The organism is Romboutsia sp. D33t1_170424_H2, from assembly GCF_015669105.1.
Lineage (GTDB): Bacteria > Bacillota > Clostridia > Peptostreptococcales > Peptostreptococcaceae > Romboutsia_C > Romboutsia_C hominis.
In genome coordinates, this window is sequence record NZ_JADOZQ010000005.1 from 22,284 (window position 1) to 37,473 (window position 15,190).

The 15,190-nt window shown below is 29.1% G+C and carries 15 protein-coding genes; all 15 read right to left on the reverse strand.

Annotation, left to right across the window (positions count from 1 at the left end):
* Nucleotides 1–85: 85 nt before the first annotated feature.
* Nucleotides 86–1,777, reverse strand: a complete 1,692-nt coding sequence (locus I4U66_RS07400) for a phospho-sugar mutase (protein ID WP_195928674.1) — start codon at nucleotides 1,775–1,777, stop codon at nucleotides 86–88.
* Nucleotides 1,778–1,949: 172 nt separating this feature from the next.
* Nucleotides 1,950–3,497, reverse strand: a complete 1,548-nt coding sequence (gene murJ, locus I4U66_RS07405; protein WP_195928675.1) for a murein biosynthesis integral membrane protein MurJ — start codon at nucleotides 3,495–3,497, stop codon at nucleotides 1,950–1,952.
* Between the two features lie 354 nt (nucleotides 3,498–3,851).
* Nucleotides 3,852–4,313 (reverse strand): VanZ family protein, encoded by a 462-nt coding sequence (locus tag I4U66_RS07410; protein ID WP_195928676.1) that lies wholly within the window; start codon nucleotides 4,311–4,313, stop codon nucleotides 3,852–3,854.
* 121 nt (nucleotides 4,314–4,434) lie between these two features.
* Complete coding sequence (ispG, locus tag I4U66_RS07415) at nucleotides 4,435–5,487, reverse strand: flavodoxin-dependent (E)-4-hydroxy-3-methylbut-2-enyl-diphosphate synthase (RefSeq protein ID WP_195928677.1); 1,053 nt, start codon at nucleotides 5,485–5,487, stop codon at nucleotides 4,435–4,437.
* A 110-nt stretch (nucleotides 5,488–5,597) separates the two neighbouring features.
* Entirely contained in the window at nucleotides 5,598–6,611 is a 1,014-nt protein-coding gene (rseP, locus tag I4U66_RS07420) for an RIP metalloprotease RseP (protein WP_195928678.1), read from the reverse strand.
* A 44-nt stretch (nucleotides 6,612–6,655) separates the two neighbouring features.
* The gene (locus I4U66_RS07425) at nucleotides 6,656–7,807 is read right to left on the reverse strand and encodes a 1-deoxy-D-xylulose-5-phosphate reductoisomerase (RefSeq protein ID WP_195928746.1); all 1,152 of its coding nucleotides are present in this window, start codon (nucleotides 7,805–7,807) and stop codon (nucleotides 6,656–6,658) included.
* Nucleotides 7,808–7,963: 156 nt separating this feature from the next.
* A complete protein-coding gene (locus tag I4U66_RS07430; RefSeq protein WP_092925072.1) occupies nucleotides 7,964–8,743 on the reverse strand; it encodes a phosphatidate cytidylyltransferase in 780 nt (259 codons plus the stop codon).
* 12 nt (nucleotides 8,744–8,755) lie between these two features.
* The gene (locus I4U66_RS07435) at nucleotides 8,756–9,478 is read right to left on the reverse strand and encodes an isoprenyl transferase (RefSeq protein WP_092925070.1); all 723 of its coding nucleotides are present in this window, start codon (nucleotides 9,476–9,478) and stop codon (nucleotides 8,756–8,758) included.
* Nucleotides 9,479–9,507: 29 nt separating this feature from the next.
* Entirely contained in the window at nucleotides 9,508–9,711 is a 204-nt protein-coding gene (locus tag I4U66_RS07440; protein WP_092925068.1) for a hypothetical protein, read from the reverse strand.
* 2 nt (nucleotides 9,712–9,713) lie between these two features.
* Nucleotides 9,714–10,271: a ribosome recycling factor gene (gene frr / locus I4U66_RS07445; protein WP_092925066.1), complete on the reverse strand. Its 558-nt coding sequence runs from the start codon at nucleotides 10,269–10,271 to the stop codon at nucleotides 9,714–9,716.
* A gap of 86 nt (nucleotides 10,272–10,357) precedes the next feature.
* Entirely contained in the window at nucleotides 10,358–11,062 is a 705-nt protein-coding gene (gene pyrH / locus I4U66_RS07450) for a UMP kinase (protein ID WP_092925064.1), read from the reverse strand.
* Nucleotides 11,063–11,200: 138 nt separating this feature from the next.
* A complete protein-coding gene (tsf, locus tag I4U66_RS07455) occupies nucleotides 11,201–12,106 on the reverse strand; it encodes a translation elongation factor Ts (protein ID WP_195928679.1) in 906 nt (301 codons plus the stop codon).
* Nucleotides 12,107–12,178: 72 nt separating this feature from the next.
* Nucleotides 12,179–12,901: a 30S ribosomal protein S2 gene (gene rpsB / locus I4U66_RS07460; protein WP_092925060.1), complete on the reverse strand. Its 723-nt coding sequence runs from the start codon at nucleotides 12,899–12,901 to the stop codon at nucleotides 12,179–12,181.
* A 249-nt stretch (nucleotides 12,902–13,150) separates the two neighbouring features.
* Nucleotides 13,151–14,350: a D-alanyl-D-alanine carboxypeptidase family protein gene (locus I4U66_RS07465; protein WP_240275693.1), complete on the reverse strand. Its 1,200-nt coding sequence runs from the start codon at nucleotides 14,348–14,350 to the stop codon at nucleotides 13,151–13,153.
* Between the two features lie 139 nt (nucleotides 14,351–14,489).
* Complete coding sequence (locus tag I4U66_RS07470) at nucleotides 14,490–15,077, reverse strand: 3D domain-containing protein (protein ID WP_166505699.1); 588 nt, start codon at nucleotides 15,075–15,077, stop codon at nucleotides 14,490–14,492.
* Nucleotides 15,078–15,190 lie beyond the last annotated feature (113 nt).

Here is a 15,190-nt window from a genome sequence, read left to right on the forward strand (position 1 = left end):
TATCCAATTAATTTTATACCTTAATTATAATATTGTAAACTAATAAAAAAGGATATATAAAAATATATCCTTAAAAACATATATATTAAACTAATTTTTCTAAAACACTATCTACAAAAGCTTTTATACCGTCTACATTTTTAATAGCATCACTTTCAGCGTTGCCCTTAGTAGCTATATAAAACTTTAACTTAGGCTCCGTACCAGATGGTCTAATAGCAAGCCAAGATCCATCTTCTAAGAAGTACTTAATTACATTAGCACTTGGAAGATTATCTATTCCTTTTAAGTAATCTTTAAAATCAATAACCTTAGAGTTGTTTATTTCATTTATATCATTTTCTCTAAAGTATGTCATTATATCCTTAATTTTTGCTATACCTTCTATACCTTTTAAAGTTAAAGATATAGTTTCTTCTTTAAAGTATCCATACTTTTCATAAAGCTTAATTAATCCTTCATATAAGCTCATATTATTAGAAGCATAATAAACTGCCATTTCTGCTATTAAAAGTGATGTAACAACAGCATCCTTGTCTCTAGCATGAGTTCCTACTAAATATCCATAGCTTTCTTCATATCCAAATAAGTATGAATTAGCCTTAGTCTCTTCAAATGACTTTATCTTTTCTCCTATAAACTTAAATCCTGTAAGTACATTTAAAACATCTATATTGTTATCTTTAGCAATGTCTGCACCAAATTCTGATGTAACTATAGTCTTTATAAGTACTGGATTTTCTTCTAATCTATTAGCTTCTTTTCTTCCTTCTATTATGTAGTTTGTAAGCATTCCACCAATTTGATTTCCTGTAAGTATTTGATAATCACCACTTACAGTCTTAACAGCAACACCAACTCTATCACAATCAGGGTCAGTAGCTATTACTAAATCTGCTCCTACTTCTTTAGCTAAATTAATACCTCTAACTAATGCTTTTTTATCTTCTGGATTAGGATACTCTATACCAGAAAAATTAGGGTCTGGATTTTCTTCTTCACTAACTACCATTACATTTTCAAATCCTATTTCTTTTAAAGCTCTTCTTATAGGAACATTTCCTGTTCCACAAAGTGGAGTGTATACTATTTTAAAGTCTTTTCCAAACTTATCTATTAAATCTTTTCTTATAACTTGAGTTTTTACAGCTTCTATAAAATCAGTATCTTCTTTTTCATCAAGCTTAATAACTAAATCTTTATTTTCATCAGTAAGTGTTGGTATAGTACTATAATCTACTATAGAGTTTATTTCATCAGTTATAGCACTTGCAATATGAGGCATAACTTGTGCTCCATCTTCCCAGTATACTTTGTATCCATTATATTCTGGTGGGTTGTGGCTAGCAGTTATAACAACACCTGCTATGGCATTTAAATTTCTAACTGCAAAAGATAATTCTGGTGTAGTTCTTAAAGAATCAAATATATAAGCTTTTATACCACAAGCTGCTAGTGTGTTTGCAGTTTCTATACAAAACTCTCTAGACATATGTCTATTGTCATGTGCTATAACAACTCCTCTATCTTTTTCACTGTTTGCATTTTTTAATATGTAATTAGCAAGTCCAAAAGTAGCTCTTCTCACTGTATATATATTAATTCTGTTACTACCAGCAGCTATAACTCCTCTAAGCCCAGCAGTACCAAATTCTAAATCAGTATAAAATCTATCTTCTATTTCTTTTTCATCATTTATGCTTAGTAATTCTTGTCTAGTTTTTTCATCAAAATATGGATTGTTTATCCACTCATTGTATTTTTCCTTGTAACTCATAAATACTCCTCCATGCGTTTGTATTTTTTATGTGATTTAGTAATATATTACATAATCGCTGAAATAATTTTATCATAAATTTATCACAAAATTTGTAAATATATATATTTTTTATGAAAAATATTAAAAAAATAAAAAAGAGAGCTTATGCCCCCTTTTTATTTAATATATTTTATGCTCTATTTAATTTCTTCATAACCATCTTCTTAAGCATCTTAACTTCTCTAACTCTAAATTTACTAACAAGTACACCATAAACAATGGCACCTACTAATACAGATATACCTGTAGCTATAACGTCTTGTACAAATCCACTACCTAATATACCACTAGATAACTTGTACACAAAGTATGTCGCAACACCCATTACAGCAGAAGCTATTAAAGATTTTACAAATGTTCTTAATATTCTATCTTGTCCATAGTAACTTATCTTTTTCTTTAGTCCTCTAAATAATAATAATATACATATTATAGAAGATAAACTAGTAGCAAGTGCTAATCCACCAAGTCCAAATACTTGCATTAAAGTAACATCAAAGAATATGTTAGCAATAACTGCTATTATACCATTTATCATAGGAGTTTTAGTATCCTTTAATGAATAGTATACCTTACCTAATATATCTCTAAGTCCATAAGCAATCATACCAACAGAATAACACATAAGAGCAATAGCTGTCATTTGAGTTGATGTTTCATCAAAAGCTCCTCTTTGAAATAATATTCTAACTATAGGAGTAGCAAGTACTATTGCCCCAACAGTTATAGGTAATATTATTAAACTTACACAGTTTACACTAGTTGATACTGCTTCTGCGAACTTTTTCTGGTCATTAGTAGTAGATAGCTTTGCAAGTGTAGGATATATAACAGAACCTATAGTAGTTATAAATAATCCTAAAACAAAGAAATTAAGCTTGTTAGCACTATTTAAAGCTGCTATAACACCATCACCTAAACTTGAAGCTAAACTTCTATCTGCCATAGCATTTACTTGGTTGACTGCAACCCCTATTAAAACTGGAAGTATTAGCCATATCATCTTTTTAAGATATTTATCTTTAAAATTAACAATAGGCTTAAATCTATATCCATGCTTTATAGCAAAAGGTACTTGGAATAAAAACTGTGAAGCCATACCAATAAGTGCACCTATTGCTAATATATCAAAGTTATCAGTAACTGCACCTATTATCATAGATATAATTATTATAATATTATTTGGAAGTTGCACCATACCTGGTATAGTGAAGTTTCCTTGTATTTGTAAGTAAGCTGTCATTATATTACTAAGACCTATAAATAAAACACCAACTATTATTATTCTTACAAAATCTACAGTTAGTGCAAGCTTATCCCCAGTAAAACTAATAGCAAATAATTTTACTATAGGCTCTGCAAATATATAACCAAATATACTTAAAATTATACTTATTATACTAACTATACATAATATATTGTTTGCAAAATTTTGAGCTCTTTTTTCTCCACCATTTTCAAGTGCTTCTTGATATAGTGGTATAAATGTAGTAGAAAGGGCTACCCCAACAGCAGCAAACACCACAACAGGTATATTCATAGCTGTTATATATACATCGCTATAAGCACTCGTTCCATAAAAATACATTAGGACTATATCTCTTGTAAATCCTAGTATCTTTGATAGCATAGTAACTACCATAAGCCAAAATGCCGATTTTGCTAAATTATTACTCATAAAATCCTCCATGAAGCTTATATTGAAAATGATATTAAATCATTTTTCATCGTCAATATTCCTAGTATATCACTAGTTTAATGATTTGAAAATAATTTTATTATATTTATACAAATATTCCAATTTAACTAATCTTTAACTTAAAAATTATTTTTATAAAAATCATAATTTATGCACTTATGTATCCCATAATAATCTAAAGTTTTAATTACTATATAGATATAAGTAAAAGAAATTGCTAAAAAAATAGATAGTAGGAAATTAAAATGGCTGTAGAGTTATATGATAGTATATGGTATCAATTTCTTTTGGAAAATAAGTTTCCTAATGAGCTTATACGTATAAAATAAAAGACTATAATAATTTATAGCTTTTTTTATTAACAAATTTTATAATTATTACTAAAACACAAAGTCCAATAATAGCCCCTGTAGAATCTACTAAAACATCTCTAATCTCGCCACTTCTACCTGGTATAAATAATTGATGAACTTCATCAGTACAGGCATATATAAAAGTAAAAAATAAAGATGTAATAAATGTCTTTTTAATATATTTATTACTTTCATATATACTCATAAACCAAAGTATAGCAAGAATTGCATATGAAAACATATGGGCACTTTTTCTAATAACAAACTGAGCAATACCATTGACCATCATAATATCTATAGCATCGCCTATTACAGGTACATTACTAAGGACGTTTATAACACCACTAGACTGAGCTGATGATATGTGAGATGGTTGATTAGACATGTAAAAGATTACACACATCCATAATATAGCTAAGATTAAAAATATTTTCTTCCTCATAACCTCCTCCAATCTATAAAATAATAGTTATATGATAGCATATAAAAAGTATACTTAAAAGATTAAAAATAAAACTAATAATACTAATAAAAAAGAGTACTTTTTCAAGTACTCTTTTTTATTAGTATTTGTCTATTTCATCCATTAGCTCTTTTACTAAATCATTGCCTTTTATTTTTCTAACTATTTCACCTTTTTTAAATAATAGCCCTTCACCTTTTCCACCAGCTATTCCAATATCAGCTTCTCTTGCTTCTCCTGGACCATTTACTGCACATCCCATTATAGCTACTGTTATATCTTTATCCATTTTGCTTATTTTTTCTTCTACTTCATTTACCACGCTTATTAAGTCTATATTACATCTTCCACATGTTGGGCAAGATACTACTTTTATCTTGTCATTTAATAAGTCTAAGCTTCTTAGTATTTCTTTTCCAACTACTACTTCTTCACATGGATCTCCTGTTAGTGATATTCTAACAGTATCTCCTATACCTTTAAGAAGTAATGCTCCTACTCCTATTGATGATTTTATAGTTCCTTTTTTAACACTTCCTGATTCTGTTATACCTATGTGAAGTGGATAGTCTACTTTTTTAGATATTAATTCATATGCTTCTAGTGTTTTGTATATATCTGATGATTTTAATGATATTACTATATTTCTAAAATCTAAGTCTTCTAGTATTTTAACATGGCCCATTGCACTTTCAACTAGAGCCTGCGCTGTTGCACTACCATATTTTTGAAGTAGTTCTTTTTCAAGTGAACCACCATTTACGCCGATTCTTATTTTTAAGTTTTTCTCTTTACATTTATTTACTACTTCTTTTACTTTTTCTATGCTACCAATATTACCTGGGTTTATTCTAACTCCATCTACTCCTTGGTCTATTGCTTCTATAGCTAATCTATGGTCAAAGTGTATATCTGCTATTACTGGTATGTTTACATTTCTCTTTATTTCACCTATGTTTTTTGCTGCAATCATATCAGGTACTGCCACTCTTACTATATCGCATCCTACTTCTTCTAATCTTTTTATTTGTGCTATTGTGGCATTTGCATCTCTTGTATCACTGTTTGTCATTGATTGTATACTTATTGGGTTATTCCCACCTATTTTTACATTTCCAACGCTTACTTCTCTACATTGTCTTCTTTTATACATGTCTTCACCTCTTTAGTATTTTATGTATTATTTAGCCATATATAGTATTAAAGAGGTGGATTATAGATTTGTATCTATCCACCCACCTCCTATTTATTATACTATTTATTTTAGAATAATCTAAGTATGTCTTTGTATGTTACAAATAGCATAAGTCCCATTAATAACATAAAGCCTGCTGTATGTATCATAGCTTCTTTGTTTGGGTCTAGTTTTTTCCCACCTCTTAGACCTTCTATTCCTAGCATTACTAATCTTCCTCCATCTAGTGCTGGTATTGGAAGTAGATTAAGCACTCCTAAGTTTAGACTTATCATTGCTCCTATGTACATAAGATTTGGTATACCCATTTTTGCTGCATCTGAAACTATTCCTATTACTCCAACTGGTCCTGCTACAGCATTTGCAGCTCCTCCAGGTACTGAATTTGTTACTAATTGTCCTAAGAATAATACCATTTGCTTAAGCATTTCATATGTTCCTTTAAATGCACTTGGTATCGCATTTAGTATGCTTTTATCTCTTTCTGCTGCTATTCCTATTACATATCTTCCTTGTTCATTTTTTTGGGGTTGTACATTAAATTCTTTAGTCTTACCATCTCTATCTACTGTTATATTTATCTTTTTACCATCTGTAGTTTGAAGTGTATTTAATATGTCTTCCCATGAATTTATTTTTTTACCATTTATGTCTAATATTTTATCATTAGCCATAAGTCCTGCCCTTTGTGCTGGACTATTTTGAGATATTTCTCCTAATACATTTGAATTAGTTGGTGTCCCTATAAACATAAATACTGGTATTAATAATATTACTGTAAATATTATGTTAAAAAATGGCCCTGCAAATAATATACTTGCCCTTTGTAGTAATGTTTTTTTACCAAAGGCATTAGGGTCATTTGTTTCTCCATCTTCTCCTTCCATACTTACATATCCACCTAATGGAAGTAATCTTATTGAATACATTGTATTGTTTTTAGTTTTACTATATATTTTAGGCCCCATACCTATTGAAAATTCATGTATTGTTACCCCTGCTTTTTTAGCAAATAGGAAATGTCCTAATTCGTGTATAAATACTATTACACCAAATAATAGTATTGCTGCTATTATAGTCAATTTACCACCTCTTTTTTATATTTAATTAAAATTATTTGTTAAGCCTATTTTATTAAGCCGCTTACATATTCTCTAGCCCATTTATCTATATCTAATATTTGTTCTAGAGTTGGCTTTTCTATGCTAGTGTGTGCTTCTAGGGTCTTTTCTATGTATTTTGGTATATCGTAAAACCCTATTTTGTCTTCTAAAAATTCACTAACTAATATTTCATTAGCACTATTTAATACAGCTGAATATGTTCCACCCATTTTTAATGTTTCATATGCTAGTTTTAAGCATGGGAATGTATCCATATCTGGATTTTCAAATGTTAATGTAGCTATTTTTGCTAAATCTAATCTTTCAAAGTCACATTCTATTCTATTTGGATATGATAGTGCATATTGTATAGGTAGTCTCATATCAGGACATCCTAGTTGTGCTATTACTGAACTATCTATAAATTGTACCATTGAATGTATTATACTTTGAGGATGTACTACTACATCTATTTTGTCATGTTCTACACCAAATAGCCATTTTGCTTCTATTACTTCAAGTCCTTTATTCATTAGTGTTGATGAGTCTATACTTATTTTTCTACCCATTGACCAGTTTGGATGTTTTAGTGCTTGATTTTTAGTTACATTTATTAATTCTTCTTTAGTTTTTCCTCTAAATGGTCCACCTGATGCTGTTAATATTATTTTTTCTATTTCTTTGTTATTTTCTCCGTTTAAACATTGGAATATTGCACTGTGCTCGCTATCTACTGGAAGTATACTTACTCCCATTTTTTTAGCTTCACTCATTACTAAATCTCCTGCACATACTAATGTTTCTTTGTTAGCTAGTGCTATATCTTTTCCAGCTTTTATTGCTTCTAGTGTAGGAACTAGTCCTATCATTCCTACTATCGCAGTTAATAATACATCTATTTCAGGAAGTGATGATATAGTTTTTAGTCCTTCCATACCACATAATACTTCTATATTTATGTCTGATGGTATCATTGATTTTAATTTTATGTAAGAACTTTCGTTGTATACTGCTACGTATTTTGGTTTAAATTCTTTTATTTGTTCTAGTAATAAGTCTACACTACTATTTGCACTTATTGCTACTACTTCAAATTTATCTTTATGTTGTCTTACTACGTCTAGTGTTTGTTTACCTATTGATCCAGTTGACCCTAGTATTGATATTTTCTTCATTTTGCTTCCCTTTCTATAATTTACTTTATTCATTATTATATTATAACACTATTTATATAATTTTTATCTAATTTGAATATATTTTCAACTATAAAAAATAAGCCTTAGTATTTAACTAAGACTTATATTATAAAAAATTCGCTTTGCTAAAATTCATTATATTATAAAGAATGATATTGCATAGTATATAAATGGTGCTACTAGTATAACACTATCAAATCTATCTAATACTCCACCATGACCTGGTATTAGTTTACCATAGTCTTTTATTCCTACGTATCTTTTTATTGAAGATGCAAATAAATCTCCAAATTGTGCTACTATACTTCCTACACTCCCAATTATAACTAATGGTAATATATTTATATTAAATATATATCCAAATACTATACAACAAATTGTGCTTCCAAGTATTCCACCTATGCTTCCTTCTATGGTTTTTTTAGGACTTACTTTTGGTATAAGCTTGTGCTTACCAAATAAATATCCACTGAAGTATGCAAATGTATCTGTTGCAAATGATATTATAAATATTAACCATACATATAAATGTCCAAATTCAAAATCTTTAAATGTTAATACTATAAAATCTAAAAATATTGCTATGTATATAATACCCATAAAAGTTATAGCTATATCTATAATGTTATTTTTACATCTTAATAAACTAATTATTGATATTAAAAATAATATAAATGCTACTGCATATGTATACTCTAATCTTAAATTAAATATATTTTTAAATGTCAAGTATATAGAAAATATATATCCTATATAATAAATTGGATGTATTTCCTTTGATTTAAAAGCTTTATAAAATTCATTAAGTGCAATAGATACTACTAAAAGTTCTGCTAAATATAGTGGTATTCCCCCAATTATAATGAATATAAATAATGGTACTAATGCTAAACCTGCAATAATTCTTGTACGCATAAATTAATCTCCTTACTTTAGGCCACCAAATCTTCTGTCTCTTTTTTGGTACTCATATATGGCTTTTTGTAGTTGTTTTTCGTTAAAGTCTGGCCAGTGAACATCTGTAAAGTAAAATTCAGAATATGCTGCTTCCCATAATAAGAAGTTACTTAATCTCTCTTCTCCACTAGTTCTTATTATAAGATCTGGATCACTTATAGACTTTGTACTTAAATAACTAGATATTGTATCTTCTGTTATTTCATCTATACTTAGTTTACCACATTTTTCATCTTTTAGTATATTTACTAAAGCATCTTTTATATCATTTCTTGCACCATAATTAAGTGCTAAGTTTAGATTAACTCCAGTATTGTACTTAGTTAATTCATATGCTCTTTCTAATTCATCTATGCATGCCTTTGGAAGTTTAGATGTATCACCTATTGTTGTTATTTTAACATTATTTTTGTGAAGTTCCCTTACTTCATTTTTTAGATATGTTGAAAGTAGGGTCATTAAAGTATCAACTTCAAGCTTTGGTCTTTTCCAATTTTCAGTTGAAAATGCATATAATGTTAAAGTTTTTACCCCTAGTCTATTACATTCTTTTAGCACTTTTCTAATAGTTTCTACACCAGCTTTATGTCCTGCTGTTCTTGGTAGAAATCTAGCCTTTGCCCATCTTCCATTTCCATCCATTATTATAGCTATATGATTAGGTACTCTGTCTAAATCTATATCATAATGCATATTGTACCTCCTAAATACGAATCTGACTCCTATTTTAAGGAGTCAGAAAAGTATGTTACTAATATTTTTACACCTTCAGAAGTCTCAGATATTTTTATGACCTTAGGAACGATTAAAGCTTCTTGATCTTTTTTACCCTTTATCTCTTCTATGGTATATTTTATGTTTTTGTCTTTAAATGTGTCTAAAACATCATTTAAGTGAAGGCCTAATAGGTTATAATATTTTTCCAATATTATACCTCCATTATATCCTTTTCTTTAGCAGCTGCAACAACATCTACTTCTTTTATGAATTTATCTGTTATCTTTTGAACTTCATCTTGTGCTTTTTTAAGTTCATCAGCAGTTAATTCTCCATCTTTTTCCATTTTCTTTAAATTATCGTTAGCATCTCTTCTTTCATTTCTAAGTCTTACTTTGAAATCTTCAGCTGTTTTATGAGCTTTTTTAGCTAACTCTTTTCTTCTTTCTTCTGTTAATGCTGGTACTGATATTCTTATAACTTCACCATCATTTGTTGGGTTAAGTCCTAAATCAGAGTTTCTTATAGCTTTTTCTATTTCAGCCATAGAAGATTTGTCCCAAGCATTTATCATTAAAGTTCTAGCTTCTGGAACAGATACTGCTGCCATTTGGTTTATTGGAGTTGGTGTTCCATAGTAGTCAACTCTTATTTTATCTAACATTTGAGCATTAGCTCTTCCTGTTCTTATTGTAGTGTATTCATATTTTAATGCTTCTATTGTCTTAGCCATTTTAGCTTCTAAGTTCTTATGTATATCTAATTTCATATTTTTCCTCCTAAATATTTTTATCTATATAAACATTATATGCTAATTTTACATTATATAAAATACTTTAGCCATAATTTTAGTTTCTATTTTACTGTTGTACCTATATTTTCTCCCATAACTGCCTTCATTATGTTTTCTGTTGATAATTCAAATACTTTTATAGGTATTTGATTATCCATACATAAAGATGTAGCAGTTGAGTCCATTACTTTTAATTCTTTTTGAAGTACATCTAAGTAAGTTAATTCATCAAATTTAACTGCATCAGCATGAACCTTTGGATCTTTATCATATACTGCATCAACATTTTTAGCAAGTAATATTACTTCAGCTTCCATTTCTGCTGCTCTAAGTGCTGCTGCTGTGTCAGTTGAGAAATATGGATTTCCAGTTCCTGCACCAAATATTACTACTCTTTCTTTTTCTAAGTGTCTAACAGCTTTTCTTCTTATATATGGTTCTGCTATTTGTCTCATTTCTATAGCAGTTTGTACTCTAGTTTGTACATCCATATTTTCTAGTGCATCTTGAAGTGCCATAGAGTTCATAACTGTAGCTAACATTCCTATGTAATCTGCAGTAGTTCTATCCATTCCTTCAGAAGTTCTTCCTCTCCAGAAGTTTCCTCCACCTACAACTACAGATACCTCTACACCTATTTCTCTTATTTTCTTTATAGCAAGTGCTATATCATTTACTATATCGTTATTTATTCCAAATCCTCTATCACCAGATAATGCTTCTCCACTAAGTTTTAGTAGTACTCTTTTGTATTTTGGCTCGATCATTAGAAAATCCTCCCTAAATTTACATTTATCTTATTTTGCTATTGTTTTTGTATTTTTTAACATTATATAAAGCTTTTAGCTTAATATAATGTCTTTTCCTTAAAAAAAGGAGAACACTTAAGTGTTCTCCTTTGGTCATTACTTAAGTTGCTTAGCAACTTCTTCTGCAAAGTTTTCTTCTTTCTTCTCTATACCTTCTCCAACTTCGAATCTAACTACGTTTCCTAAAGCTATTTCAGTTCCTAACTTCTTAGCAGTTTCAGCAACTAATTGCTTTATAGTTAAATCTCCGTTTTTAACGAAAGGTTGCTCTAATAAGCAAACTTCTTTTAATTGCTTTTCAAGTCTTCCTTTTATCATCTTCTCAACTATGTTAGCTGGCTTTCCTTCGTTTAAAGCTTGTTGAGTTAATATTTCTGTTTCATGTGCTATGTATTCTGGATCTACGTCATCTCTTGAAACGTATTTTGGGTTCATAGCAGCAGCTTGCATTGCTATATCTCTTCCCATTGCTATAACTTCTGCATCTCTGCATGGAGTTATCATTTCAACTAAAACACCTATTTTTCCTCCACCGTGGATGTATCCAGCAACTTGTCCGTTAGTAGATATCTTAGCGAATCTTCTTACGTCTAATTTTTCTCCTATTGTAGCTATTCTGTTGTTTAATACTTCAGAAAGTACACCTTCAGCATGATTTTCAGCTAATAATTGTTCAACTTCTGTGTTTTCTGTAGCTAAAGCCATTAAAGCAACATCTTTAACGAAAGTTTTGAAATCTTCGTTTTTAGCAACGAAGTCAGTTTCTGAGTTTACTTCTACTATTGAAGCAACAGTGTTATCTTCATTTATTTCTATAGCAACTAAACCTTCAGCAGCTATTCTATCAGCTTTCTTAGCAGCTTTAGATAAACCTTTTTCTCTTAGTATATCTATAGCTCTTTCCATATTTCCTTCAGCTTCTTGTAAAGCTTTTTTACAGTCCATCATTCCTGCGCCTGTAGATTCTCTTAATTCTTTAACCATTTGTGCAGTTATAGCCATTTTGAGTTCCTCCTATATACTAGTAAAGGTAAGGGTGACCCTTACCTTTTAATTTTGTAGATTAGATTTAGATTATTCTTGATCTTGTGCTTCTTCTTCTACTTCTTCTTCAGCACCTTGTCTACCTTCTATTATAGCGTTAGCCATAGCTCCAGTTATTAATTTAACTGCTCTTATAGCATCATCGTTACCAGGTATAGCGTAATCTAATTCATCTGGATCACAGTTAGTATCTACTATACCGAATACTGGGATTCCTAATCTGTGAGCTTCTTGTATAGCTATGTTTTCTTTTCTTGGGTCTACTACGAACATAGCTCCTGGTAATTCAGGCATATCTTTCATACCGTTTAAGTATTTTTCAAGCTTTTCTTTTTCAGCTCTTAATTTTATAACTTCTTTTTTAGGTAAAACGTCGAATACACCTTCGTTTTCCATTTTTTCTAATTCTCTTAATTTGTTTATTCTTGTTTGTATAGTTTTGTGGTTTGTTAACATTCCACCTAACCATCTTTCGTTAACGTAGAACATTCCACATCTTTCAGCTTCTTCTTTTATAGCATCTTGAGCTTGCTTCTTAGTTCCTACGAATAAAACTGGCTTTCCGCTTTCAGCTATTTCTTTCATAGCTTTGTAAGCTTCTTCAGCTTTCTTTACAGTTTTTTGTAAGTCTATTATATATATTCCGTTTCTTTCTGTGAATATAAATTTAGACATTTTAGGGTTCCATCTTCTTGTTTGATGTCCGAAGTGAACACCAGCTTCAAGTAATTGTTTCATTGATATTACTGACATTTTTTTCCTCCTGGTTTTTAACCTCCGGCATGATCAACTCCCAAAAAAACCTATTAGGCACCTTTTTAGGATCCCATTGCCGTGTGTGATTTTATTTTTTTACCTTTAGTAGTATATCATATCAAATTTTAAAATACAATATATTTTATGATTGATTTTATGTTTATTTTTTTCATTTGTTTTTGTTTGAAAATTTCTATTTCTTCTATTATAAATTATTCTTTATTTTTATATATTCTATACATTTTATTAGTCAGCAAATATCATCTTTATTCTATTTTTAAAGCTTACTTTATCTATATCATTATCACTTACTATATTTACACTACCTAATACTTCACCACTATCTGTAAAATATTTTATAACCCCTAATACATCTCCCTTTTTAACTGGGTATTTTATTTCTTTAAAAGTTATTTGAGATTTTAACTTTTCTTCTTTAGATAATATTGTATATAATTCTTTGTTTGTTACTAATTTAATTTCTAGTTCATCTATACCTTTTATATACTTTTTACCTATTAATTTATTTTTGTCCATTACCTTTTGGGTGCTAAAATTTTCTTTTCCATAGTTTAGCATACTAAGAGCTGCTGATAATCTTTTTTGCTTATGATTTGCACCTAGTGTTACTCCTATTAGTCTATGCTCTTTTTCATTATTGTTATCTTCTTTTACCATCATAGAAAAAGATAAACAATATCCAGCATTTCCTGTATATCCTGTTTTAATTCCATCTACATTTGGTGATGTACTCATTAATGCTGAGTTTGTGTTATTTTTGCAAAAATCTCTTTCTGGATAACTATATGTTCTCATATTAGTTATACTTACAACTTGTTTTTCATAATTATCAAACATAAACTTTCCAAGCTTTGCAATGTCTCTTGCGCTTGATATATTTTCTTTTGGTGGCTTTGTTTTATCATTAAGATCATATATAGGAAGTCCATGTGGATTTACAAAGTGAGTATTTGTCATACCTAATTCTATACACTTTTCATTCATAGACTTTACAAATTCCTCTTCACTTCCTTTTATATGTTTTGCTATTGCCACTGCTGCATCATTTCCTGATACTATCATTAGACCTTTCATAAGTTCAATTAAAGGTATTTTTTCACCTTCTTTTAAATGATAACTAGATCCTCTTACTTTAGCTATAGATTTGTCTACAGTTATAATATCATCTTTTTTAACCTTTCCTTCTTCTATAGCTTCTATAGCTAGTAAAAAGGTCATCATCTTACTTAAACTTGCTAGTGGTCTTTTAGCATCTGCTTCTTTTTCATACAATACTCTTCCAGTTAACTGGTCTATAAGTATTGATGATTTTGAAAACTTATCTACTCTATTGTTGTCATCAGAATAACTAAAAGTAGGAGTTAAAAATGCACAGATGACAATACTTACAATTAATTTTTTTACTCCTTTTTTCAATAACTTCACCTTCTTATATTGATTAATAAGTCTATATTATTTTTTTCCTATTTTGAAAATAATATATCAGTTATTATTTTACATAATAAATTTTTCAAAAAAAAGCAAACAGAAAACTAAAAATTTTCTGTTTGCTTTTTTGTAGTATTTATTTTCCTAGTATTTGAATTTCAATTGTTCTTCTTCCCCAGTTATAACATTCACTTTTACTATTCATATATATATCTATTTTATTTCCTTTTATAGCTCCACCACAATTATTTGCTATAAATGTTTTATTAAAATAAGGTATATATACTTTTGTTCCATATGGTATTACTTTAGGATCAACTGCTATTGTTCCCCATACTGGTTTTTGACCTGTTGATGTTATTCCATACCCTGTATAAGCAGTTGCTACAACATTCATTTTTTTGCTTGTTGTTCCTGTTGATGAGTTGTTATTTTGATTATTATTTGATTGGTTTTGATTTGCTTTTATATAACGAGTACTTGACCACCCTATTTTTCCATCATGTAATTTTACTTTATACCATCCATTGCTATTTTGAAGTATTGTTACTTTTTCATTTCTTACTACTTTATCAACTACCCTATATTTTGTTGATGGACCACTTCTTACATTTAATCTTGAAGTTGTTACTACTCCTAGTGTATCTGCAAATGTATTAGTCATTCCTAGTGCAAATATACATATACTAAATAGAAAACCCAATATTATCTTTTTATTTTTCATAGAAGCATTCCCCCATTTATAAAATTAATTTGTAACTATTTTGTAACTTTATATTTATATAGTAGCTAACTATTATCCATTTGTAAACTATTTTTAGGAAATTATTTACAAAT